The organism is Mucilaginibacter sp. (genome assembly GCF_041660805.1).
In the GTDB taxonomy this organism is placed as follows: domain Bacteria; phylum Bacteroidota; class Bacteroidia; order Sphingobacteriales; family Sphingobacteriaceae; genus Mucilaginibacter.
Genome location: NZ_JBAZVP010000002.1, coordinates 113,880 through 137,923 on the forward strand (window position 1 = coordinate 113,880; position 24,044 = coordinate 137,923).

Consider the following 24,044-nt stretch of genomic DNA (forward strand, 5'->3'; position numbering starts at 1 on the left):
TTTTCCACTAAATATTATGATAATAAATTATGTTAATACGAATTGAAATTACATAACAATTAAAAAATCATTTAATAAAATGCATTGAAAACTTGCATTTTAACTAAAAGTGAGTAATTTCATGCTACCAATTATTATACCGAACAAGTGATGAACTGTACTTCTTTTAAAATGCTGCTGGCATTTCCCCTATTTATATGCACGGCTACTAATTCTTTTTCGCAAAACCTGCAAAGTGATACTGACCTTCGTGAGAGTGTTTTAGAAAGCACCGTTACCAGCTATTATAATGCTATTGACAACCAATCGCGCTTATATACTAATGGCCCGGAATATTCTTTTTATGATCCTGCAATTAAGGGCAATGCCTACTTGTTTGATTCAAATAGTTTTGTCCCCGGCTCGGTTGAGTATGATGGCTTTTCATACAAAAGCGTACCCATGATGTATGATCTTTTTAAAGATTATGTGGTTGTGCTTTTACCCAATAAATCTGCTAAAATTAGCCTGCTGAGTGATAGGGTGCAAAACTTTGACTGGCTGGGCCATCATTTTGTTTACATTGATACAGATACCTTAAGCAATAACAAAGGGGTAAATACGGGCTTTTATGATCAGGTATATAAAGGCAAAATGGAAGTGCTGGTTAAACGATCAAAAAACATCCAAAACTCTTCGGGCCAATCTGGAAAAGTTGAAACTTTTTTTACTTCTAAAAAGGAAATCTACATAAAAAAGGATGGTGTTTACCACGGTATCGACAGCGAAGGCTCGCTACTTAGCCTTTTAAAGGATAAGAAAAAGGAATTAAAACAATATATCCGCAATAACCAGATAAAGTTTGGCAGCGAACAGGAACAGGCAATGGTAAAAGTAGCAGCCTATTATGACCAGCTAACTATTTAGTACGGATAAACCTATTTAACGAATGCACAACATTACCCTTGAGATGAAATAGCCAAAGAACACAGAGATTGGCTTAAATAATAACCACCAAGAGCACCGGGATTTTATTCCGGGGCTCTTTATGTAAACACCTTGCGGGTAAACTAAAATTCTCCCTCAATAAAAGAACACAGAGCGATTAACTCTGTGTTCTTTGTAAAAATTCTCTTTTGTGATTAAATAATAAAGAGGTGTTTCTTATAACCTCTACCAGAAGAAAGAATATAACGCTACAATAATACCACCTACTATTAGTGCACCTGCAGTAAACGCTCTTGATGTTTTAAACATTGATGCATCAATTTCCAGCCCGTTGGCTACAACACCTCTCGCGCCATCAATTTTTGATATAATGTACATACCTATAACGCATATCAGGAAAACAAAACCCATCCTGTCAATGAAAGGGATTTCATATACACCCTTCTCGTTCATTTTAGAGAACCCGTAAGGCGCCATAAAAGCCAGGTTTGCATAGTATGGTAAAAATTTAAATATTACCGAAAACACAAAGCCTCCAATGGTAGCAAATAATGCCGCGTTTGAGGTAGCCTTTTTCCAGAAGAAGCCCAAAATAAACATGGCAAATATACCCGGCGATACAAAGCCGGTGTACTCCTGTATGTATTGAAAGCCCTGCTTGCCTTCGCCCATTAACCGCTCACCAATAACCAGCGACATTATAACGCCCAGTGCCATGGCAACAACCACGGAGTATTTACCCAGCTTTACCAGCTTAGCGTCAGTAGCTGCAGGGTTAATTGCTTTTTTATAGATATCCAGTGTGAAAATGGTGGCAATACTATTTGCTTTACCAGCCAGCGAAGCCACTATAGCCGCTGTAAGCGCCGCAAATGACAACCCCTTTAAACCGGCAGGCAACAGGTTTAACACCGATGGATAAGCTTTATTTACATCAGTAACACCCGATGAACTCATCATCTCCTGGTGGAACATTCCCTTTTGGTATAGTAAATATGCGGCAATACCTGGTAATACCACTATTATCGGCATCAGCAACTTTAAAAAAGCAGCGAATAAGATACCGGCACGTGCTGTTTTTAAGTTTGCGCCTAATGCGCGTTGGGTAATGTATTGGTTACAACCCCAATAGTTCAGGTTCACTATCCACATACCACCTATTAGTACTGATAGGCCCGGCAGATCCATATAATTAGCATTATCTTTTTTGAAGATCATATGGAAGTGGTCGCTTGCTTCGCTTCGCATAATGCTAAGGCCGTTCCACATACCTGTAGTACCCGAAACTTCGCTTATTTTATTTAATGCTAAATAGGTTGCAACCAAGCCGCCTAATACCAAAACAAATACCTGTATAACATCGGTATAACCAATAACCTTCATCCCTCCCAAAGTAATAACAACCGCAAATACTGCCAGCAGGGAGATACATAAGGTAACATCAAGCCCGGATATACCCGATATAGCCAATGCACCCAGGTAAAGAATAGACATGAGGTTAACTATGATGTATAGCAATAACCAAAATATGGCCATAACCATTGCCACCGTACCGTTATACCGCTGATGCAGAAACTGCGGCATGGTGAAGATCTTATTTTTAAGATAAATTGGGATAAAGAAAATAGCTACAATAATTAATGTAGCGGCAGCCATCCACTCGTAAGTAGAAATGGCCAAACCCATTTTAAATGCAGACCCGCTGGTGCCTATAAATTGTTCGGCAGAGATGTTGGATGCGATCAGCGATGCACCAATAGCCCACCAGGTAAGTGAACCTTCGGCCAAAAAATAATCTTTTGAAGTAGCATCGGCGTTGTGCTTACGTTTGTATATCCAGTATCCGTATAGAGATACAATTATAAAGTAAACAAAAAATACAGCGTAATCGCCATTAGATAAGGTCTTCATTTAACTCTTCAGTTTAAAAATTTGATTCAATTATTGGGAGGGCTATTATAGTTATATATATCGGTTAATCAAATTTTCCAGGTACTCCTGTTTCCCGCTTTTCGCGGCAGGTTCGCCATTTGTAGCAGCATAGTTACGCAAGTCTTCTAACGACAATTTACCGGCTTCAAAATCTTTACCTGCGCCGCTATCAAACGAAGCATAACGATCGGTCCTTATCTTTTTGTAGTCTGATTTTTGGAGAATATTATCCGCGATTATCAGTGCCCTTGCAAAAACATCCATGCCACCAACATGCGCATAGAAAAGATCGGTAGGGTCTGTAGAGTTACGGCGGATCTTGGCATCAAAGTTTATCCCTCCGCCTGCAAAACCGCCGGCCTCTAAAATGATCAGCATATATTCAGTAACCTCGGTAACGTCATTCGGGAACTGGTCAGTATCCCAGCCGTTTTGGGTATCACCACGGTTAGCATCAATTGAACCTAATAAGCCGTTATCTGCAGCTACCTGCAGCTCATGCTGAAAAGTATGGCCGGCAAGCGTAGCGTGGTTAACTTCAAGGTTCAGCTTAAAATCATTCATCAGGTCATATTTCTGCAAAAAGCCTAATACGGTGGCTGCATCATAATCATACTGGTGCTTGGTAGGTTCACAAGGTTTTGGTTCAATAAAGAAAGTGCCTTTAAAGCCTTGCTTGCGTGCATAGTCTTTTGCTGTATGTAAAAATTTAGCAAGGTGTTCCTGCTCACGTTTCATATCTGTGTTCAGCAAGCTCATATAACCTTCTCTTCCACCCCAGAAAACATAGTTCTCTCCGCCTAAGGCGATGGTGGCATCCAAAGCCGCCTTTACCTGTGCACCAGCATGTGCCAATACATGAAAATCGGGATTGGTAGATGCTCCGTTCATATACCTGCGGTTGCTAAACAGATTGGCGGTACCCCAAAGCAGCTTTACACCACTTGCGGCTTGTTTTTGTTTAGCATATTCAACCATAGCCTGCAGGCGACGATCGTTCTCGTTCACATCGTTAGTATAATCAACCACATCCACATCATGGAAACAGTAGTATCCTAATCCCATTTTGGTGATGAACTCAAAGGCAGCGTCCATTTTATCTTTAGCGCGTTCAACAGCATCGGCCTTAACAGCCCATGGAAACAAGTGGGTAGGCTCACCAAACGGATCGGCACCATTGCCACAGAACGAGTGCCAGTAAGCACAAGCAAAACGCAGGTGGTCTTTCATAGACTTACCTGCTACCACCTTATCTGCATCATACCAGCGGAATGCCAGTGGATTATCAGATTGTGGCCCTTCATACTTAATTTGTCCTATCTCTTTAAAAAATTCCTTTTCTCCGGTTACAATTGACATAGTAGTAGATTTATGATTTTTAATTATTTATTAGATAAATGCTGATCAAGTACTGCTTTCCAATCCTGGTAAACCTCTTCAAAAGCATCTGTTGCGGCAGGTTCAACATAAGCAACCACTTTACTGTTACTAAAAGCCTCTGCCGCTGATGAAAATATTTCGGCACCGATGCCTGCACCCAGCGCTGCGCCCATGCTGCCATCGTTATTGTACAGCTCAACCGGGACACCGGTAGCGTTCACAAAAGTTTCGGTAAACAGTTCGCTCAGGAACATATTGGTTTTACCCGCACGTATCATTGTTGGCTGCATACCGTTTTCGCGCATAATATCCAGCCCATATCTAAACGCGCAGGCAATACCTTCCTGCGCTGCCCTAAAAATGTGTGCTTGTGTATGTAAGTTAAGATCTATGTTTTGTAAGTGGGCGCCCACCTGCTTATTGTTTAGCATGCGTTCGGCACCATTGCCAAATGGTAACATGCGCAGACCGTCGCTTCCCAGTGGTGCTTTTTTTGCGATCTCGTTCATTTGCGGGTAGCTTACCGCCGAACCAAAGGCGTTTTTAACCCATCGGTATAAACTCCCTGTGCCGTTTATGCATAGTAACACGCCTAATCGTTTACGTTCATTGGCATAGTTGACATGCGCGAAAGTATTTACACGTGATTGCGGATCATAAGCCAGCTGATCGCTTATTCCATATATAACACCAGATGTGCCCGCTGTGGCTGCCACTTCGCCGGGCTTTAGCACGTTTAAGGATAATGCGTTATTGGGCTGGTCGCCGGCTTTGTATGTAACAGGGATACCTGTAGTTAATTGCAAAGCCGCTGCAACTTCTGTGGTTATGCGGCCATGCGACGAAAATACGGGCTTAACAGTTGGAAACAAGCCATCGCTAAAACCGAAATAATCGATAATATCTTTGGAGAGGCCGTTAAACTGAAAATCAAAAAAGATACCTTCAGATAAAGCTGAAGCCGAAGTGGTGATCTCGCCGGTTAATTTCATGGCGATATAATCGCCCGGCAGCATTATTTTATCTATCTGGTCGTATATCTCCGGTTCGTTCTGCTTTACCCAGGCCAGTTTTGCCGCGGTAAAGTTGCCGGGTGAGTTCAGCATATGCGATAAGCAGGCCTCGTGGCCGATGTCTTCAAACGCTTTATCGCCTATTTCTACCGCCCGACTGTCGCACCAAATGATGCTGTTTCGTAAAACCTGGTGGTTCTTATCAACCAAAACCAGTCCGTGCATTTGATAAGCAATGCCTATTGCTGAAATATCTTTAGGGTCATAACCGCCTTTTTTATGGCATAATGCAATGGCCTGGCCGGTTTGCTGCCACCACATATCAGGCGATTGCTCGGCCCATCCTGTTTGTAGAGAAATAATAGGTGATTCCGTCTCCGGGTAGTGGGCGGAAGCTATAACCTGCTGATCTTCAGAATTAACAACGCATACCTTTACTGATGAAGTGCCTATATCAATGCCTAATAAGAGCATGTTTTTGTGTTTAAGAAGTTACTAACCGGTTGATAGCTGGTGTTAAGCAACGAATTTAAGGTATTTTTTGAAAATATAGCAGGATGCCCCAAATAATGCCAAAAACTAATTATTTGATAATTTTTTAAAAACGACTTGTGTAAAACAAAAAGGTGCGTATATTTGCAATCCCAAACGGAGTGGTAGTTCAGCTGGTTAGAATGCCTGCCTGTCACGCAGGAGGTCGCGGGTTCGAGTCCCGTCCATTCCGCTAAATATGTTAGCAAAAACATCAAAAAGGCCTTTAATCGTAGATTAAGGGCCTTTTTCGTTTCAGCACTTTACCAAAACTCGCATTAAAACACATAATTCTATTGCGTCATTCATTGAGTACTTTGTAACGACAAAAAAGACGCAATGAAAACGCCATAATGAATTGATTGTGAGCATGTCCAGCGCGTGGACATCTTGTTTGGGTGATGATCTAAACCGACATTTGTTTAACCTTTAAATGTTAGTTTATGTTAGAAAAAAGCTTCGGACTACTTTTTTACTTGAAACAGTCCAAAAACCAAAAAAAAGGCCCGCTTTACATTTACCTGAAAATTACTGTAGATGGTAAATCAGTTGAATTATCTTCCAAAAGGAAATGGGAATCTTCCAAATGGAACTCATCAGCTGCAAGAGCCGTGGGCACCAAAGAAGATGCCAGAGAATTGAATTATTACCTGGACGCTTTAGAGCAGCAAATTTTCCAGGCTAAAAGATCACTAATCGAGGCTGGTCGCGAGATTTCCGCACAGTCCATTAAGGACATTCTTACCGGCAATGTCGAAAAACGGAAAAAAATCCTCGAAGTATTCGCCATGCATAATGACCAGATGAAGGCATTAGTAGGCGTTGATTTTGCACCGAGCACGATGCAACGTTACAGTATATGCTATAATCACACGAGGGATTTTATAAAATGGAAGTATGGTACAGAAGACCGGGATATCAAAGACCTTGACCACGATTTCATTTCACAGTATGCCTTCTGGTTAAAGACCGTCAGGAATTGCGATCACAATACCACAATGAAATACTTAGTAAATTTTAAAAAGATTGTGCTGATCTGTGTAAAAAGCAAATGGCTGCCGGACGACCCGTTCTCCAATTTCAAGTTAACGAGAAAGCAGGTAGAAAGAACCGCATTGACGGAGGCTGAACTGCAACGAATAGCGGAAAAGGACTTTGAAAATGTCAGATTAAGCAATGTCAGGGATATTTTTATTTTTAGCTGCTATACAGGTCTTGCCTACGTTGACGTCAAAAACTTAAAACGGACAGATATACAAAAAGGGGTGGACGGCGAAAATTGGATATTCATCAACCGGCAAAAAACAAATGCTTTATCAAGAATCCCGCTATTAAAGGAGGCTTTGAGAATCATAAAAAAATATGAAAAGCATCCAAAATGTGTAGCTGATGGTGTGGTGCTGCCAGTGCTTACTAACCAGAAAATGAACTCCTACCTGAAAGAGATAGCCGATTGTTGTGGGATCAATATTGAACTTACTTATCATTTGGCCCGTCATACATTCGCAACGACCGTTACCTTAAATAATGGCGTACCAATAGAAACAGTGTCGAAAATACTGGGACATGCTACGATAAAGCAAACGCAACATTATGCAAAGACACTTGACTTTAAAGTTAGTGAGGATATGAACAGGCTTAAAAAGCGGTTGGTTCGAAAAAAACAGGTATTAGCTTAATTAAAAATTGGAAGCATAAGATCATTATCGTCTTATGCTTCCTTATGAATAAATTAGTAAAAGGATGGGGAATTTGCCGGAACGGCAATTTGAGGAGAGAGTTAGGCAAAACCTGACTTTGATGTGCTATAGCATAATCTCAATAATACTACCCGCATAACAGTCGTAAGTAGGTTGGTATAGAATGTATCCAAAGTCGCATAGTTGGTTAATACATTTATGATAAGTTGTTATACTGCCAAAGTGTGCCTTGGTCATTAAATTTTTTCGCGATATTCTGACCTGTTTTTTGAATCCCGCTTGCTGCCATAAAATAAGCATGGTCATATAAAGACTGATATGCCATACTGTTACACGGGGGTCTTCAGTTATCTTTCCATGGAGTTCTGGAATAATATGTTTCTGGCGCATTACGAATCAGTTTTACCACCAAGCATGTTTTGAATGTCGGAGAGCTTATAAAAATGCATTCCGCCGATTTTTTGGGATTTTAATTTCCCGGTGATCCTTAAATTTTGAACGGTGCCAGTCGAAACTTTAAGCATTTTCCTAACATCCGCGCATCTTAGCCATTCCTTCGTTTCAGGTTTATTATTTGCTAACAAGGTGCGGATATCATTCAAAAGCGTTTGCCGAAACGCTTCGAGATCGTCTTTAGTGACTACTTCTATTGCCATGATGATAAATCAGGAGGTTTGATGCGTAACCGACGACTGCGGTGCGCTATTATGAGGCAGGTATTGGTACCTGAAATATTTCCCTTTCGGTTGTTGTTACCGGGAATGCAATATTGATGAATCAGCTGGCGTCAGCTCATTCTGACTCATCCTGGTCGGACGGCATGTCTTCCCAACGAACACCGTAGGGAGCGCCGCCGCTTGTATAGCCAACAATAAAAGCAAAATCGTCGTTGCTATCGCCCAGCTCTTCCGCGCCCAAAGATGCTTTTTGCTCTTCCCTCAGTTTCTTCTGGGCCGCCAGAGCTGCCAAAGTTTGCTGAACAGCTTGCTCATATTGGTCGGTTATCATGACGCCGAGCAGCCTAAGTTCCTTGATTGCGCATAACAAATCCACCCGGAAATGTTTAGCGTACCCGCGAACGATATTTTTGCCGTTGTAACTTCCGATCCAGGTTTTGCCTTTCAGCAGTCGCCGGGAACGGGGCTGTGTTCTTTTTGCCGGGTTGTTATTTTTTTTGTTCCTTTTAGCTGCCATTGGTGTATGCAAATATATCGTGTTCATTGATGCAATTCTATTTCGAGCCATCGACAAATTTCTTTTTTGTTCTGGCACGTACCAGGTCATATTTAGGGGGGATGACCTCTGCATAGAACCCACGATAATTAAACCGGTGTTCACCGCGCAAATAACGATTGATAAAAATAGTATAGTCTTCATTTGGTGCCGCCACCTTTCTGCGGTAATGCTCTTTTACAAAATGAACCATCTGTTTTTTGCTCTCAAACTTCATGAGCGAAGTTTTATACAGTTCAGAAAGTATTTGAGGCTCTATCGGCACGATCAGGCCTATGTTGTCGTACTCTTTGATGTAAATTGACCACTCGTAATACATGGACATGGCCACCTGGTAAGACATGGCGATTAGTTTCATTACATCAACGATCTGGTCTTTAGGCAATAAGGTAACCGCATTGGGTGGCATTGTGTAATTCGGATGGAGCGAGATGGGATTCGGTATTTCCGTGAATGACAACTTATCCGCATTCTCGACCTTAGCACCTAATGAAAAGAAACCCCTGTTAAACTCGTATCCGTTTTTGAAACCATAGAATGCCTCTGTTTTCTTATTATAAAACGCAGAGGAGATTTCATAGGCATATTGAAGTTTTGAACGTAACGCTTGTTTCGTGCGGATATCAAGCTGCTTAACCTTATTGAGTTGTATCGTTTCCTCAAACGTCATTACTTTGATGTTCAGGTCAGGAAAAATCTCGGGCGTTGCCTGCAGATCAGTAAAAGGCCTGAAAAATTTTACGTTATTGTTCAGCGCGTCATCGCCGCCAGCCATGAGATACGCCTTGTCAAAGTGGTTGCGTGTTACGGTCGGAAGGTATTCCGCCAGGCGCATTTGGTTAAAATTTTGCTGTATCATCAGCATGGCCCATTCCAGGCGGTCTACAAAGTTCGTACCGATAAAGTCGTTGGTGACGGCTTCTGTAAACTGCTCCTCGTTAAGCGCTAAATCTTTATTTAATAAACTGGTGGTTTTCATGATATTAAGTTCTTTTGTTCAGGTAACTGTTCTTTTACCGAACCGGTAGAAATCGGGGTATTCATCCCGTTTTATCTGCCGCGTTTAGAGCCGCGGTCCTGCTGCTGATCGTTCCGGTTTTTGATATTTTCTTCAATGAATTTGGAAAGCCCGGTTTCTGACAAGGGTGTAACCTTGGCCGCTAATTTCATCTGAAAAGGATGGTCGGCTAATAAATCAGTTTCCCCGATCCCATATTCCCTTGCAACCGCAACCGGGTCTAATTTTATTTCGTAAGGTATTTCCAGTACAACTACATTTTCCGGCATTTCAAAGAGGTCTTCATCCGGTTCAAACAACTCGTGGGTTTCGGTATGATAAAAGCAGAGGTATTCCTCTCCGCTATCCGACATTTCCATATCCCTTAGACTGATATTTTTCCAGGGTTCTTCGGTTTCCCTTAGCTCCTTTAAACGCCAGTCAACGGTAAAATCGGTACCAGCCAGATCAATATGCGGCAATACACCCGATAAGCGGAGCGCGGTAGGCTCATCAGCGAGGTAAAATCCCCATTCCCTGTCATGGCTTAACCTGTTCAGATCCTGTTTAAAATCATCAGACAATTCCTCTGAGGCATCGAGAATAGGCGCCGGAATGATCACGTTAATAATGTGATCGTAATGTTTACCAAATTCCAGCCATTCAGTTGACAGGTTATTCCGGTTCTTGTCGAACTTGGTAGAATAATAACCCTCTTCCTCTTTCAGGTCATCGAAGCGTATAATATTGTCCGGTTTGTTAAACTGCTTTAGTTCGCGCTGATCTTTATCGATGATAAAAGGAGTCGCGCCAATCGCAATTAATTCCAATTTATCTTCCATGATACATGCTGATTTGTGTAATGTTTATCGGCCAATTAGTTAGCCGCTTGTAGCTATTCCTGAAATTGTGGTGGGAATGCTGAAGTGTAAGGATTAAAAAGAAAGGCCCCTAAGCGTTCGCCGCCGGGACCTTTCAACCTAAACCTTATCACAATTGCAGGCGAGGAGCCCGCTTTAAGATGATGTAAAAATAGTTATTTATTGTTCTACGATCAATAATAACGGTTAAATGCAGAACTGCGCATATATTCGTTGAACCGGCGCTGGTATTCCCGTTCTTCATTTAATCTTCGATTGAGCACGCTGCACCGCCAGGCACACAACCCGCAGGCTAAAAAAGCTACCGATAAACAGGTCAGTGTTTCTTTTCTTGCCTCCGCCTTCTGCGCCGGCGTCATTTTTTCTTTGGGATGCTTTCGGCCAACAGCGCCGAAAAAGCAAAACATAGAAATTAAACATGCCAATAAAATATTGCGTACAATGGCTTTCATGACTCTAATTATTACTTAAAATTACTAATTTATTTAGCAATCCGCAAGGTTTTTTTCAATTTAATTCGTAAATATTGTTGTTTTTCCGGGCGGACAATACCCTGTCCCTGATGGTATCGGTAATGGTGGATTCAGGGATACCCTGGAACTGGAAAACCGGGTTTTCGGGATCAGTACTTTTTAGCGTAAGGTACATCAGCCTGCATAACTGTAATAGGAAAGACTGGGTAATGATGTAATCTTTCACCCTGAACATTTCCACCTGGTCAACCCGTTTGAAGAACAGGCCACGGGTTATCCGGATATATTCCGACGTTATTAAATATTGAAAACTGCGGATGTACAACAACCTGTACCAGGCCATGCCGCATACAGCCAGGCCGAATAAAATAAAGTAGGGCGACAGCCACCAGGCCAGTAAAAGAAAAGTGATGGCCAGTAAAATCAGCGGCAAGGCTTTCAGGAACGCGAACAGCATGGCCGGCTTTAATAAAATATCATCGTTGTGCGTCATATTTCAATTGATCTAAAAATGTTAAGGATTGAACCGGCTTAGCGGTCCGGAAACGCGGACGGATGCTGAAGGCCTCCTGGAAAGCATGCAGGCTGAGTTGTTCGCTGTTAAAAACCTGTAGCTGCTCCCCCCGGTAAATCATGACCTGGTGACCGGCATGAAATATGCTGATCGGGATTTTTTTTATTCCGGCGGTTAATTTGATATCGGTGATATGACCAAGGAGGTCTTTACCGAATACCAGCGTAAACTTACGTCCCGGAAAACTTTTCCCGATCCAGGCTACCTGTTCAGCGTGCAGCCTGTTGCCAATGGCCACAAAAGCAAGCTGGTCCAGCCGGGCACACCGGTGGCGGTTAAGTGTGATAAATGCCACCGCCTCCATGGCCGAATAGGTAATGATCACCTGCGACGCATAATCCCCTCCGGCTATCCAGAGGTTTTGTGTAGTCGGGACTTTATGAAAACCGTCGCCATAATGTTCCCACTGGTCACCATAACTAAATGAGAGGTCGGCTGTGACATTAAAAAAGGCCTGGATCTCCGGGGAGACGCCAAGCCTTGTTAACAGCCTGTTCATCAGCGTGAGCGGCCGCCACGGGTATAGGTGCGGTCAAACTGGTGCGGAACAAAGCCATGTTGATTTTCAATGTCCTTGATCGCTTTGTAATAACCGGGACTCAGTTTTTCAGCTGCTTTAGGTTCTCGCTTCTGGTTAAATAAAGCGTTCAGTCCTTTATACACCATGTACGAAAGGCCGCCATCGATCAGGATGGACGCAACCAGCGCCAGCTTGTTGGAGCGGATGCCATGGTGGTCTGTTCCGGAATAACTGAATTTGGTGCCGTCTGCAATCTGCACTTCCTTGCCTTTGCGGTAATTTTCCTTTTGCGCAGGGGTCAGAAACTCATTATTCACCATATCCGGCGCTAGTATTTTATCCGTATCGGAAACGATATATTCCTTGGTTTCAGGATCATATTCGACCAGCATTTCTTTTTTATTACCGTGGTTATCGAGCGTGATCTTTAGTAAGCTGCCGACCTCGCCCTTGCGTAATTGTTGGGCCTCGCTGTCGGTTAACAAATCGGGAACTTCCGCTTTGCGGTAAATCGGGTGAATGAGTAGATCCAGTTTGCCCTGTTCATTCGGCTTTAGTGAGATCTTGGCATTGATGGATTTGATCTTGATGTTATCGGTTTCAAGATCATGCAATTCAAGTAAACCTGTCCGGCGACCGGAAAGCAACGCTTTCAGGTCATCGACATTTAACAGGAGCTGGCCGCCAGCGGCCAGCCCGATGGTTTCCAGATCCTGGATCGGGAGATCATCTTCATGAAAACTAACGAGGTTCATTTATCGTCCTATTCTGTGGTTTTGCCCATGTTCCTCGACCTGGCCCTGTTCTTCCTCCAGTACCAGGTCAGGCTCCCGTGGATTGGCCTTAGCCTCTAACAGTGATTTATATAGGCCATATTCCGGCTTCAGCACTTTACGTGCGCCAACGCCATCTTCCACCTTGATGCTTTTGGTCTTGTAAGTTTCCAAAACTTTATAGGTGGTATCCATATAAGCGATCTCATCGCCTTTCTGGAAGCCTGCGACTACAGGAGCCTGCTTTTGCTCCCGTTTTTGAGTAACGCCCAATAGCAGGTTGGCAATCTTTTGGGCATCCCTGGAAGCTTTGGCAATTTCAAAAGGCTCGTCCTTAAGGATCTTGGCGAAGGTGCTCATATAGGCCGCCTGCTGACCGAAATTATGACCGATCTTCAGTTCTCCGCCGATCAGGATGCCAGCGATCGCCGCACGTAATTCTTCACGGGCGTAATCCAGAGAAGCAAATTTGCCCTCCATCGGGCGGTTTAAACGATCCTCATGTCCTGTCCAATGTGCCAGTTGATGGATAGCAGCCTGGTAGTATTTGGTTTCGTTCTCAAACTGTTCCGGTTCCGGCATGAAAATAACATCCCGCTGCTTTTCATAATAGGCCTCCTGGCCGCCGTGAATGATCACCGCCTTGCTGTCTTCAATTAATTTTGCGGCCCGCTCGATGGGTGACAGCGTTTGAGCTTCACTTTGTTTGGCCAGGAACTCTTCCAACGGCGGCATGTCCTTCAGCTGGCTTCCATTAAACAAGAAAGCCTGGCCGCGCTGCGGTTTGTCAAATTCTACCGTTTTCGTTTGGGTTACGCCTGCATCGTCTTTGATCACCTTGCCCTCAGCGGTGCGGATGGCCTGAATATCACTTGTTTTCGGGAACTCGATCAGGGTGCCTTTTTCATCCTTTTTTACCCAGTTGCCGGCATAGCGGGCGGCATCGGCTGACATCCAGCGCGGGTCATCATGGCGTTGCATACCCAGGATCAGCGCATTCATGGCGCTGTAACCTTTTCCTGTCACCGGGTTAACCGGAGTAACAAAGGCTGGCAGGCCGTTTTCTTTAACCGGTTTTTGAAACAGGGAATTTCCCTCTTTGATTTCCGCTACCAGCTTATTCGAAAGTTGGATCGGGAGTGCTTTGAAATTTTTGTCGTTCATGTTCTTGTTTTTTTAGCAGTTCATATAAAAATTTTATTGGATTGATGTATTTGTGCCTGTAGCAGATACTGAGGTGCAGGTGCTCGCCCGTCACATGCCCTGAGGCGCCGGTTATCCCAATGGGATCACCTGCAGCAACGCTATCGTTCGTGCCGACCAGGATCTGGCTCAGGTGACCATAAACAGATGCTACTTCACCGTGATCTAATTTGATATAGACACCGAGTCCATCGTCATATCCCGTTGATCTGACCTGGCCATCCAGGATAGCATAGACCGTATCGTGGCGGGCCTTGAGGTCCACGCCTTCATGCATGGCATATTTGCCCGTTAGCGGGTGAATGCGATAGCCGTAATCAGAATTTATTTTGAGGTGTTTGAGCGGAAGGCAGACCAGCCAAAAGCTGATCAGTATTTTCATCGGCCGTACGTTTTGGCCAGTTCCTGTTTTTCGACGGGATGAATGGATTCCAATACCTTTTCCTGCACGCCAGGCTGATCGTTCGCTATGGCCAATGCCGAGTATAAAGCTTGTGAGGTGCCCCTGTCCTGAAGGAGCATGATCTTGTACATGGCCTTAAAATCGTCGAGCGGCATGGAGGAACCGTTTTTTGTCAGGTCGTCAAAGACCTGCTGTTTATCTTTCAGCATGAGCACCTGACCGGCGGGATAAAATGCCTCACCGCCCTCGGGAAAACGCACATAGTTTTCCGTTTCAGACCTGGCATACATCAGTACCCCGACCTGTCCTTTTTTTTCACCGGGACTATTTTCAGCGTCCGGTAATACCAGAACCAGTGTTCCGGCCAAATTTTCATTAATCATCGGTTTGTTGTTTAGATTTGTTATCTGCCCCGTTTATAGATTTGGTTAAGGCCGAGGCTTTCCTCCAGGCTTATCATGCCGTAAAGGGTTAAATTATCATCGCTTTGGGCAAGCTCAAAAGCAGTCTTCAGATGCTTGAGCCGTCCATGTTCCTGCAATAGCGCCATGCTGTTCAGGTCTTTTAAAATTTCCGGGGATAAGGTGGCAGAATGGTTCTCTATATATTCAAAAAGCTGATCAGGCGATTTTAGCACCAACAGGGCGTCAGCGCTGTAAGCCGACTTTTCCTTGTCGTCAAAGCGCACAATGAAATAGTCGTGCGCCGTATCTGCTTCATAAATAACGCCTATCTGCCCCATGCGATTTGCAGGGTCATCCCATAACACCGGGTTTACCATAACCAGCGTTCCGTTTAAAGTTTCGTCATCCATCATATGCTGTTCTAAGGTTATCTGCCCCGTTTATAGGATTGGTTGAGGCCGAGGCTGTCTTCAAGCGACACCATTGCGTAGGTAATCACCTGCGTATTATGCTGTGCGATTTCCATGGCCTTTTGCTGAAAATCGGTTCTTTTATAGTCCAGCAGTAAGGCGATAGCTTTCAGGTCCTTAAAAACATCCGGCGATAAAATCATTACGTCCTGTTTCAGATGCTGATAGATCTCGTCGGATGGTTTAAACACCAACAAAGCATTCGTGGCATATAGCCCGCGTCGGTCGTCATCAAATTTCACCCGGACCAGGTCCTCCGCTATATCGGCAGCGGTTATCGTTCCCATCTCGCCCATTTTTTCCGCAGGGTCGTCCAGGAGTTCCGGATGGACCATTACGATCCGACCCGTTAAATCTTCATTTGTCATGATTTTGGATTTTAAGGTTTCAGCAAGGAGGGCTGGTGCTTATGGATTTTTTTTCATAGAGGCCTTGACCGGACCGGCCGAAACCTTTGGCTTAAAGCCGATCACCATGTCCTGAATCTCCTGGCTGATGTGGTTGAAATTCTGACGAAGCTTTTCATCGAGCTTGCCTCCAAAGTCATAAAAGGCCGGGAGCGGCCTGTAGCTTTTTTCTTCCCGCCTGATCTCCTCCATATTGAGGTTCACCCGGCAGTTGATGGCAGAGGTTTCAAACTGGCCGGTAAACTTCTCCTGCGCGTCAGCGGCGATCATGCCAACCATCTCGCCCGCATTTAAAGAGGCGATCTTGCCTGCGGGAATCAGCGCCTCCAATTTTTCATTAAGGGATGTCGATGTTTTGTTGCGGTCTATGGAAAGGCTCTCACCCAGCTGTTTGGACTTGCCAAACAAGCGTTCCAGCCACTCTAATGTATCTTTATTGCGTACCGAACCGGATAGCACATTACCTACTACGGACACCATGGTGGCAGCCGTATCCTTGCCGTACTGCTGGCTGAATTGCGTTAACTCCTGCAAGCCCATCACAAATGCCACTTTGTTACTCCTCGCGGTCGCGATCAGGTTCTCGGCCTTATTCACAAAAATTGTGGGAATTTCGTCAACGATCAGCGCAGAAGGCAGGTTACCCTTTGAGTTGATCAGCTTGGTGAGACGGTTCAGCACAATGGAATAGCAGGCAGAGTTAATATTCTGTGTGCTGGGGTCATTGGCCAGCACCAGCATGCCCGGGTTTTCCTCCGCTGAAATTTTCAGGTCGAAGTCATTGCCTGAAAAGACCCAAAACGTTTCTTTCGTGGCGAGCCTGCTGATAAATATCTTCAGCGTACCGATCTGTCCCTCTAACTGGTCGAACGCTTTTGCGTTATAAGCGGTCATGAATGGCGACAATAGGGAGCGGAGTTCCGGCTCCGAGGTCAGGGCATCAAATATCTCTTCATAGGAGCGGTTCAGCAAAGCCAGCACATGAGGCAAACTGGAATAAATACCGCCTTTGTACTTACTCATGAAGTACACACAGGATGCTAAGAAATTGATGGCCGATTGCGTAAAAAACTGGTCGCTGCCACCGGAACGATCCCCTTTTTTTAAAGCTTCCACCAGTGCCTCGGCTGTTTCAGCCGCATCGGCCAGTGACCTGATATAATCTGCGCGCCAGGGGTTGATGCGGCGGCTTTTCTCCATGTCATTCAAATTAATGACATGAAAGGCAAAGCCTTTTAGCTTGCCGTTCTGCTTGGCGAGCAGGTAATGGTAATAAGCGATCTGGCCGAGGTCGGGAAACTTGAAATCATATAAGCATACCGCAAATTGTTTGGCGATCAATTGCTTAATAAATGGGTTGATGATCGAGAAGCTCTTGCCGCTGCCTGGCGTCCCGATTACCATCGTTGCGCGAAAAACGTTGCAGATATTGATCCAGCCGTCTCGTACCTTCCCTTTATAATAGAATTGCATAGGGATGTTCACCGAATACGGGGTATCGATGCACTTTACCGGCTGCATAAAACTTTCAGCCTCGGTGTTCCATATATCTTTACCCAAGCCGGATTTGATAAACTTGGAGATATTGTCCATAGACAGGCTCATCAGAAGTGCGCCAATGAAAGAGCAGATCATGTAAAGCAATTCATACCAGCTGGTATAGGCGAACGCTTCAGGTGAGGCGCGCCCCTGAAAGACCAGGCTGCCGAAGAACAAAAACAGACCGAGCGCAAGGGGGTAAACAATATGCTTTTTAGGGTCGAGGTCTGTTTTCTTTTTTGCCAGCGTACCGATACTGACCAGGCAGATCAGGCCAAACGTTGCCAATTTGCTGTAGACCAGATTCGAGTAAATAATAAGGTGACTGATCTTATCCAGCGGGGTAAAAAAGATACCCCAGAAAGGGGCATCGTGGTAGATAAAAATCGCTGCTTCCAATAGCAGGGATAAGTAGATCGCACATTGCAAAAACCCGTGGAGTTTTTGCTGCTCACGCGTTTCGTCCATTTCATAAATTGTGTAGATGAAAAAGCCACCGGTTTATTACGGGTGGCTTGTAAGGCAAAATTGAAGTCAGCGACCTATTCGGTCATGTAGAATCGGAACGTTATCCGGATTTTCTTTCCGGCTTTGGTGTTCGAGTAATAACTGTGCTAACTGGCGACCGTCCGGAACCTCTGCAAATACAATATGCCCGGGTAGTGTATCCGGCGGGTTATAGCTATCAAATTCATGCGGAAAAGGGACCTGCGTTACCCGTTTATCAATATAGATCCCGGTTTTTTGGTCAACCATGGTTACATCCGTAAAAGCGATCATGTTCCAGTTGTTCTTCGTGTCGCGGAAGCCATTTCGCCTGTCATCCACGAAGAAATCTTTGCCCGCAATTGATATGACTGGCAAATCTGTCACATAATCCGCTTCCCATCCCGGGCGGTTTTCGTCTAACCAGGCTGTTTTCCCGAGCGGGTCCATTGCAGCTAAAGGATATAGCCAATAAAGCTCCACGGTGCCGGGCATTTGATCGGCAGGTCCGTCATAGGCCTTTTTGGTTTCAGCGTCATACCAGAGTTCCACGTGATCGTCCAGCACTAACATTTCCATCATATCAATGCGATTTTCCGGCTGACCGACCTGGATAAGCGCTAATTCGTAACCATTGATATAAAATTCAGTTCCGGCCAGTTCCAAAACGGGAAAAGGCCCTTTGTAACTATTATCCTGTTCCATCTGTTGTGTTACTTAACGTTTTATAGTTGCCGTAAGGACTTCGGCGCCTTCATTTAGTTCGCCGGCTTTCTCAGCCTGCATATCGAGTTCATGTTGTGCCGCCGCCTTTTTATCGTTTTCAGCGATCTTATGGCTGATTTCAGCTTCAAGCCTTTCCTTTTCCTTCTTGAGCGAAGCCAGTTCATATTCCTGGTCAAATGGCCGCTGGGTAAGTTCACGAATTTCCGGTATCTGACGGTTGATGTCCTCCAGCTCTTTTTCGTAGCGTTCGGCCATACCGACCACCCGGTTAATGGCATCCAGAAAATACCGCGCTGCCAGCTTAGGATTGTCGATATTCGGTGCCCCGCCATTCTGCATATATTTGATGGCCGTGGTGCGGCTTTCCGCATATAGCGAGGTGACATGCTCGATCCGGCTGGTAAGGCCCTTTTCCACTAACTGTGCTTTCCGCCTGATAAAAAGGTCAAATCCATACAACTCTCCTAAAGGCAGTTCGGGTTTGTTTACATCTTCAGGGGTCCAGCTTTTGTACAATTCGATCAGTTGCTGACCGATCGCTGCCACATCCACCGGGAAACCGTCTGTCAGTTTCAGGGCATTAAGTTTCGTTCCGTCTTCATCGAATTTTAATGCCTTTTTGTAGGCGGCTTCGTCCTGGTGAACCAGTTGCAGCGTGGCCTGCGTTTCCCTGCTTTTCTTTTCCAGGTCTTCCAATAAATACCGGCTTCGGGAAACCTCTTTGAAATGTGCACTTTTATAACCTTCGAGTTCGGCTACCTTTTTTTCAAGCCGGGTCTTTTCCAGTAAGGAAGTATCCCCCGATAGAATGGCGATGTACTCGGAAAAGCTCATGCCGCTTTGCTCGTCCAGGGCGCCCTCGTCAATCGTTCTCCTGCCTGCCAGCTCGTTATTTTTCATCTGGCTGATGAAGATCTGTTTATTTTTTAGCAGGTTGAATTTGTAATTGTCCAACGATTGCTCCACGGCATAAATAAAGTTTCTGACCTTATTGCCGTAAAACTGCTTAGCCAGCCAGTTACGCTGCCGGGCGCCGCGGCCATTGCGTTGTTCCAGTTCAGATGGCTTCCAGGGAATATCCAAATGGTGCATGGCAATGACCCGCTCCTGTACATTCAGTCCTGTTCCTGCTTTTTCCGTGCTGCCCATCAGAATCCTGATATCGCCCGCGTTCATTTTCTTAAAGAGTTCCTTGCGGCGGGTTGCAGAATCCCAGTTGTGAATAAAAGCGATCTGGGCAGCCGGGATATCGTATTCGGTAATCAGTTTACCATGCAGCGCGTCATAAACATTAAATTCATCAGTCTTGGGTGTGCCAATATCGCAGAAAATGATTTGTGTACCCTTGTGCTGGGTGCTTTCGTGGTAAATTTCCGCTACGTTACTGGCGCAGACATTGACTTTGTTCCCGGTGTTATCTGCATATTTCTCCGGGTCGATCAGGCGCATATCCACCGCCATTTTTTTGGCATAGTTGGTGGCGATCAGCATCCGGCCTTTATCTTCCTTTTTGGTCAGCGGCCGCCTGCCGATCAACCGGGCGTCGCCCGTTCTGGCAAATTGCATCAGCCGTTTGATAAATTCCTGCTGGTCTGCGGTCGGTTTGATATTAACCAGCGTTTCATCAATTTCCGGCTTATCGAGATTGATATGGATGGCGGTTTTATAATCAGTGATCTGGTTATAAAACAGGGCCAGTTCCGGCACCTTGATAAAGTGGCGGAATCGTTCCTTGGCCTTGATCTCGTTAGTGACCGTAAACTCAAAATCGACCGTCTTCCTCGCGTATACTGCCGCCCAGGAGTCAAAATTGGAGATACGCTGTCTTTCGAGTTCGCGTGGCCGGAGGTATTTGAAGATCAGGTACATTTCGGTCAGGCTATTGGAGATCGGCGTGCCGGAAAGAAAGGTGGCGCACAGGTCACTGTCGGCGCGGTCCTGTAAAGTGCGGATGGCAAAAAGCATGTTGAGCGTTTTTTGTGCGCCTGCCGTATTGCCCAAACCCGCGACCTTTTTATGTCGCGTGGTAAAGGTCAGGTTCTTAAACTTATGGGATTCGTCAATAAAAATATGATCGACATTCATTTCCCGGAAAGTAATTCCGGTGTCTTTCCGCTGATTGATCTTATTTATAGCCTCTTTCAGCCTGGCTTCAAGGTTTTCCTTCACGATTTCCAGGCCCTTGAGCATTTCCCGGGAAACATCCTCATCGGATTCTTCCATAGCCTTCAAATCAAGCTCGGTGTTAGTCAGTTCAATTTCAAGGATCTGTTTTTCAATTTCAGGGTCCTGGGGTATTTTACCGAACTGGTCATGCGTTAAGATGATACAATCCCAGTTATTGTTCTTGATCTCATGAAAGATGCGTTTACGCTTAGCCGGTTCAAAATCGCTTGGACCGACAGCCAGCAGTTTGGCGTTGGGATAGGCCAGTCTGAACGTATCTGCAATTTCCCGTACATTGGCCTTCATAGCCAATATCATCGGCTTATGGACGATACCGAGGCGTTTCATTTCCATAGCCGAAATGATCATCGTCAGCGTTTTGCCCAAACCGACCTCATGGTCGATCAGCCCGCCATTGTTCTGGATAAGCCGCCAGGCCGCGTTGCTTTGCGAGTCGAAGAGCGCGGGAATTTTAAGCGCATTCAGGTCAAGGCCCGGAAAGGTCAGGTGGCTGCCGTCATATTCCCGGAGGGCGTAACAATTGTAAGTATCGTTATATAGTTTTTCTAAAAATTGCTTGTCCTCATTGGGCAGTTCCAACAACCAAAGAAGATAGCGCGCCCTGATATTGTCGATCTTCCGGTGTGCATTTTGTATCGCCTCGGTATCCGGCACCTTGACCACTGTGCCGTATTGCTCAACGGGATAGGTGAAATGCGGGGTGGTGTTCAGGAGTGCGTATTCCAGCAGGGTACGGCCTTTGACCTTATGGCTTTCTTTTGGCGTAACCGAAAATTCTTCGTTGGTAATGGTGTTACCCTTCTTATCGTAACTTACCGCATACTCATCGAGGGAACCCAGGTATTTTACCTTGGTATCCAGCTTGAAGAGCTCTGTCGCGAAGCGCTGATAATAGTCAACCGGCACCCATCTCTCGCCAAGGTTGAAATCAAGCCGCTCAAAGGGTATCCTTTCGGGCTGCACCCTGCGGATGGCAGCGAGGCTCCTGGCGAATTGCAGGTTTTGCGGATCTTCCCCGGCCAGCTTTTCAGCGATCGCCAGTTTTTCCACGACATTGCCGGACAAGTAGTTGTCGGCGGTTTCCCATGCTGATGTTTTGGGGTTTAAGTAGATCTGGTTATCCAGCTGATAGACGACCTCATCGGCTGTCAGGCCTGTGATCCGCGAAATAACCGGCAGGTCAACCCGCCCGGTATCATTCAGGCTGCGTGCCAGCGCTTCATTAGGGTTATCCGTCTTCAGCATTTCCTTTTGCTGGAAAACCGGGCCATAAAAAATATCAGAACGGACAAATTTATCCTGGTCCCTGACTTCAAGGGAGGAAATGATCTTAAAACCTAAAGCAGCATCATTAAATATGCGGTTCCGGTTGCTGTTTTTGTTCAGCTCCCCGTATTTGGCGATAAAGTCTTCGTAATAAAAGTTCAGCGATTTACGCAGTTCGGGGAACTGGATCGCATGTTCATTTTCATAGCCGGAAAGTTCCAGGTAGATATCCCGCAGCTTCAGGTAATCCTGATAAAAAGGCAGTTCCGGCTGTGGGTCAAGCGGTTCAAATGCGGCCTCAAAGTTATGCGGCTCACCAATCAGGCCAAGCTTACCGTTAAAGATGACCAGGGTGTCCTTGATGTAGAAAGGTTTCAGGTCGGTGAACGCCTTTGGCCGGTCTGGTAATAATTTAAAGGCGGGCTCCAAAGAGGAATCTCCCTCATAGCGGTAGTCATGGCCGAATTGCTTCAGCTTTACGGACAGCGCATCCAGTTCCTGACCAAGAGTAACGCCGGACGACCATTTTGCGGGGAATGAAATCTCCGAAAGGTTACTATACAGTTTATAGTTATACCGGTTGTTCGCTTTGCCACGGGCAGTTACCAGTACAATGCTGTCGTGCACCGGCCTGGCGGTGGTGCGGATGGTACTGATGATGCGCGCTGTCCCGGCGTCCACAAATTGCCTGTCCAGATCATCCAGGTACGCCAGCGCTTTATTATCCTGGTCGGCAGGTAAAGGCGCATCGAACAAACCTAACTGCCCAAAGCTCATCCCGCCTTTATCTGCTACTTTTCCTTGCACGGGTACAGGTAAAAAGGTAAACTGCTTCAGTTGTCCCTCTTTTTTGGTAAAGGAAATCGCTTCCCATTTGGCATAATCCAGGTTAGCAAAACCGCCTATCAATTGTTCTTTAAGCGCGGGTACGATATCCAGCATATCGCCATTTTGCCACGCCACCCGTGAAGCTTTTCCCCTGGCGTTCGTACCTTCAATGATCTCGTCGGCATAAACCAGTTCATTTTTATCTGCCAGCCAGGCGTTCAAATGGTATTTGCCAAATGAGTTTTCTACTTCCACGGTATCGATCAGCTGACTTTCCGCTTCGGTAAGGGTTTCCTTGGTATCGTTTTTCTGAACCAGTATCAGGTGCATACCCACTTCGACGTTCGCATTTTCCTTCATCAGGTTCGCTGGTAAAACAGCTACCGTTAAGAGGTCCGCCGAGGTAAACAAGTATTTCCGGGCGACCTCGTTAGAAGGGTTATTAAGGAAAGCGTCGGTAACGATATAGGCCAGGATGCCGCCGTCTTTGATCTTATCCAGCCCTTTGGCGAAGAAATAAGTATGAACTTTGGCAGAGATGCCGCTTTTGTTATAGGCCGGGTCGTGTACAGCGATCTTGCCAAAGGGTATATTGCTGATGACGATATCCGATTGCGCCTTTTCGGTGGCTGCCGTTTCTTCCAGCTTTTTGATCTGTACCTCAACAGGAATGGCATGAACAGAACTGATTGCCGTCAGGATCTTACCTGTTATGATGTCTTTTTCTACGGCGGTTACCTGTTCGATATTCCCGAATGCCCGCACCGCTTCATCAATGAAGACACCAGCCCCGGCACTTGGCTCATACAATCGTTTCGGCAAAATATTACATTCGGCCATAGCCGAATAAATGGCCCGGGGAATATAGTCCGGTGTATAATAAGCGGTTTGGGAGCTGCTCTTCAAAGCATCAATGGCAGTCTTGTATTCCTTCGCAGGTAATTTTTCTTTGAGCAGGGCATGTAATTCCATGACCTGGGGGTAAAGTTTGATGTCGGCGGCAGACGCGCCGTACTTTTCCCATCCGGCTAATTCGCCGGGAGGAAACAATACGGCTTTGAGGCCGCCAAAACCAGCATATTTCTTTAGTGTTTCCAAATCGGTTTCAGAAAGCGCCTGGCCGGTAAATTCCAGGGCGATCCGGATGGCCGCAATATTGTCTGCCATCTTCCTTACCGGGTTAAATGCCAT

Annotated in this window: 21 protein-coding genes and 1 tRNA gene; 3 read left to right on the plus strand and 19 right to left on the minus strand. The window is 45.4% G+C overall.

Features of this window, described 5'->3' with window-relative positions:
• Positions 1–150: 150 nt before the first annotated feature.
• The gene (locus WC743_RS03435) at positions 151–906 is read left to right on the plus strand and encodes a hypothetical protein (RefSeq protein WP_373010382.1); all 756 of its coding nucleotides are present in this window, start codon (positions 151–153) and stop codon (positions 904–906) included.
• 246 nt (positions 907–1,152) lie between these two features.
• Here WC743_RS03435 and WC743_RS03440 read toward each other — a convergent pair whose 3' ends face one another.
• The 3 genes from WC743_RS03440 to WC743_RS03450 are packed head-to-tail and all read right to left on the minus strand — an operon-like array spanning position 1,153 to position 5,726.
• A complete protein-coding gene (locus tag WC743_RS03440; RefSeq protein ID WP_373010383.1) occupies positions 1,153–2,838 on the minus strand; it encodes a sodium/sugar symporter in 1,686 nt (561 codons plus the stop codon).
• A gap of 51 nt (positions 2,839–2,889) precedes the next feature.
• Positions 2,890–4,218 (minus strand): xylose isomerase, encoded by a 1,329-nt coding sequence (gene xylA / locus WC743_RS03445; protein WP_373010384.1) that lies wholly within the window; start codon positions 4,216–4,218, stop codon positions 2,890–2,892.
• 23 nt (positions 4,219–4,241) lie between these two features.
• The gene (locus tag WC743_RS03450) at positions 4,242–5,726 is read right to left on the minus strand and encodes a xylulokinase (RefSeq protein WP_373010385.1); all 1,485 of its coding nucleotides are present in this window, start codon (positions 5,724–5,726) and stop codon (positions 4,242–4,244) included.
• 176 nt (positions 5,727–5,902) lie between these two features.
• Between WC743_RS03450 and WC743_RS03455 the strand changes: the two genes are divergently transcribed.
• Both WC743_RS03455 and WC743_RS03460 read left to right on the plus strand, forming a co-directional pair.
• Positions 5,903–5,976, plus strand: a tRNA-Asp gene (locus tag WC743_RS03455).
• 283 nt (positions 5,977–6,259) lie between these two features.
• The gene (locus WC743_RS03460; RefSeq protein ID WP_373010386.1) at positions 6,260–7,462 is read left to right on the plus strand and encodes a site-specific integrase; all 1,203 of its coding nucleotides are present in this window, start codon (positions 6,260–6,262) and stop codon (positions 7,460–7,462) included.
• Between the two features lie 410 nt (positions 7,463–7,872).
• Here WC743_RS03460 and WC743_RS03465 read toward each other — a convergent pair whose 3' ends face one another.
• The 16 genes from WC743_RS03465 to WC743_RS03540 all read right to left on the minus strand — a co-directional run bounded on the left by WC743_RS03465 (position 7,873) and on the right by WC743_RS03540 (position 24,044).
• Positions 7,873–8,139, minus strand: a complete 267-nt coding sequence (locus WC743_RS03465) for a helix-turn-helix domain-containing protein (protein ID WP_373010387.1) — start codon at positions 8,137–8,139, stop codon at positions 7,873–7,875.
• Between the two features lie 136 nt (positions 8,140–8,275).
• Positions 8,276–8,677: a hypothetical protein gene (locus WC743_RS03470; protein ID WP_373010388.1), complete on the minus strand. Its 402-nt coding sequence runs from the start codon at positions 8,675–8,677 to the stop codon at positions 8,276–8,278.
• Between the two features lie 37 nt (positions 8,678–8,714).
• The gene (locus WC743_RS03475; protein WP_373010389.1) at positions 8,715–9,695 is read right to left on the minus strand and encodes a hypothetical protein; all 981 of its coding nucleotides are present in this window, start codon (positions 9,693–9,695) and stop codon (positions 8,715–8,717) included.
• A gap of 71 nt (positions 9,696–9,766) precedes the next feature.
• The gene (locus WC743_RS03480; protein ID WP_373010390.1) at positions 9,767–10,555 is read right to left on the minus strand and encodes a hypothetical protein; all 789 of its coding nucleotides are present in this window, start codon (positions 10,553–10,555) and stop codon (positions 9,767–9,769) included.
• 212 nt (positions 10,556–10,767) lie between these two features.
• Positions 10,768–11,046 (minus strand): hypothetical protein, encoded by a 279-nt coding sequence (locus WC743_RS03485; RefSeq protein ID WP_373010391.1) that lies wholly within the window; start codon positions 11,044–11,046, stop codon positions 10,768–10,770.
• A 55-nt stretch (positions 11,047–11,101) separates the two neighbouring features.
• Positions 11,102–11,560: a PH domain-containing protein gene (locus WC743_RS03490; protein WP_373010392.1), complete on the minus strand. Its 459-nt coding sequence runs from the start codon at positions 11,558–11,560 to the stop codon at positions 11,102–11,104.
• Positions 11,544–12,140, minus strand: a complete 597-nt coding sequence (locus WC743_RS03495; protein WP_373010394.1) for a hypothetical protein — start codon at positions 12,138–12,140, stop codon at positions 11,544–11,546. The genes WC743_RS03490 and WC743_RS03495 overlap by 17 nt, the downstream gene beginning before the upstream one ends.
• Positions 12,140–12,916: a DUF4099 domain-containing protein gene (locus WC743_RS03500; protein WP_373010395.1), complete on the minus strand. Its 777-nt coding sequence runs from the start codon at positions 12,914–12,916 to the stop codon at positions 12,140–12,142. Before WC743_RS03500 ends, WC743_RS03495 begins: the two co-directional genes overlap by 1 nt.
• The gene (locus tag WC743_RS03505) at positions 12,917–14,098 is read right to left on the minus strand and encodes a zincin-like metallopeptidase domain-containing protein (RefSeq protein ID WP_373010396.1); all 1,182 of its coding nucleotides are present in this window, start codon (positions 14,096–14,098) and stop codon (positions 12,917–12,919) included.
• Positions 14,052–14,519 carry a M23 family metallopeptidase gene (locus tag WC743_RS03510; RefSeq protein WP_373010397.1) on the minus strand — a complete coding sequence of 156 codons (468 nt, stop codon included), beginning with the start codon at positions 14,517–14,519 and terminating at the stop codon, positions 14,052–14,054. The genes WC743_RS03505 and WC743_RS03510 overlap by 47 nt, the downstream gene beginning before the upstream one ends.
• Positions 14,516–14,923: a hypothetical protein gene (locus WC743_RS03515; protein ID WP_373010398.1), complete on the minus strand. Its 408-nt coding sequence runs from the start codon at positions 14,921–14,923 to the stop codon at positions 14,516–14,518. Before WC743_RS03515 ends, WC743_RS03510 begins: the two co-directional genes overlap by 4 nt.
• A gap of 20 nt (positions 14,924–14,943) precedes the next feature.
• Complete coding sequence (locus WC743_RS03520; protein ID WP_373010399.1) at positions 14,944–15,357, minus strand: hypothetical protein; 414 nt, start codon at positions 15,355–15,357, stop codon at positions 14,944–14,946.
• A gap of 14 nt (positions 15,358–15,371) precedes the next feature.
• Positions 15,372–15,749 (minus strand): hypothetical protein, encoded by a 378-nt coding sequence (locus WC743_RS03525; RefSeq protein WP_373010400.1) that lies wholly within the window; start codon positions 15,747–15,749, stop codon positions 15,372–15,374.
• A 72-nt stretch (positions 15,750–15,821) separates the two neighbouring features.
• The gene (locus tag WC743_RS03530) at positions 15,822–17,828 is read right to left on the minus strand and encodes a type IV secretion system DNA-binding domain-containing protein (protein ID WP_373010401.1); all 2,007 of its coding nucleotides are present in this window, start codon (positions 17,826–17,828) and stop codon (positions 15,822–15,824) included.
• Between the two features lie 66 nt (positions 17,829–17,894).
• On the minus strand, positions 17,895–18,551 hold the full coding sequence (locus tag WC743_RS03535) for a hypothetical protein (protein WP_373010402.1): 657 nt from the start codon (positions 18,549–18,551) through the stop codon (positions 17,895–17,897).
• A 12-nt stretch (positions 18,552–18,563) separates the two neighbouring features.
• Complete coding sequence (locus WC743_RS03540) at positions 18,564–24,044, minus strand: helicase-related protein (RefSeq protein ID WP_373010403.1); 5,481 nt, start codon at positions 24,042–24,044, stop codon at positions 18,564–18,566.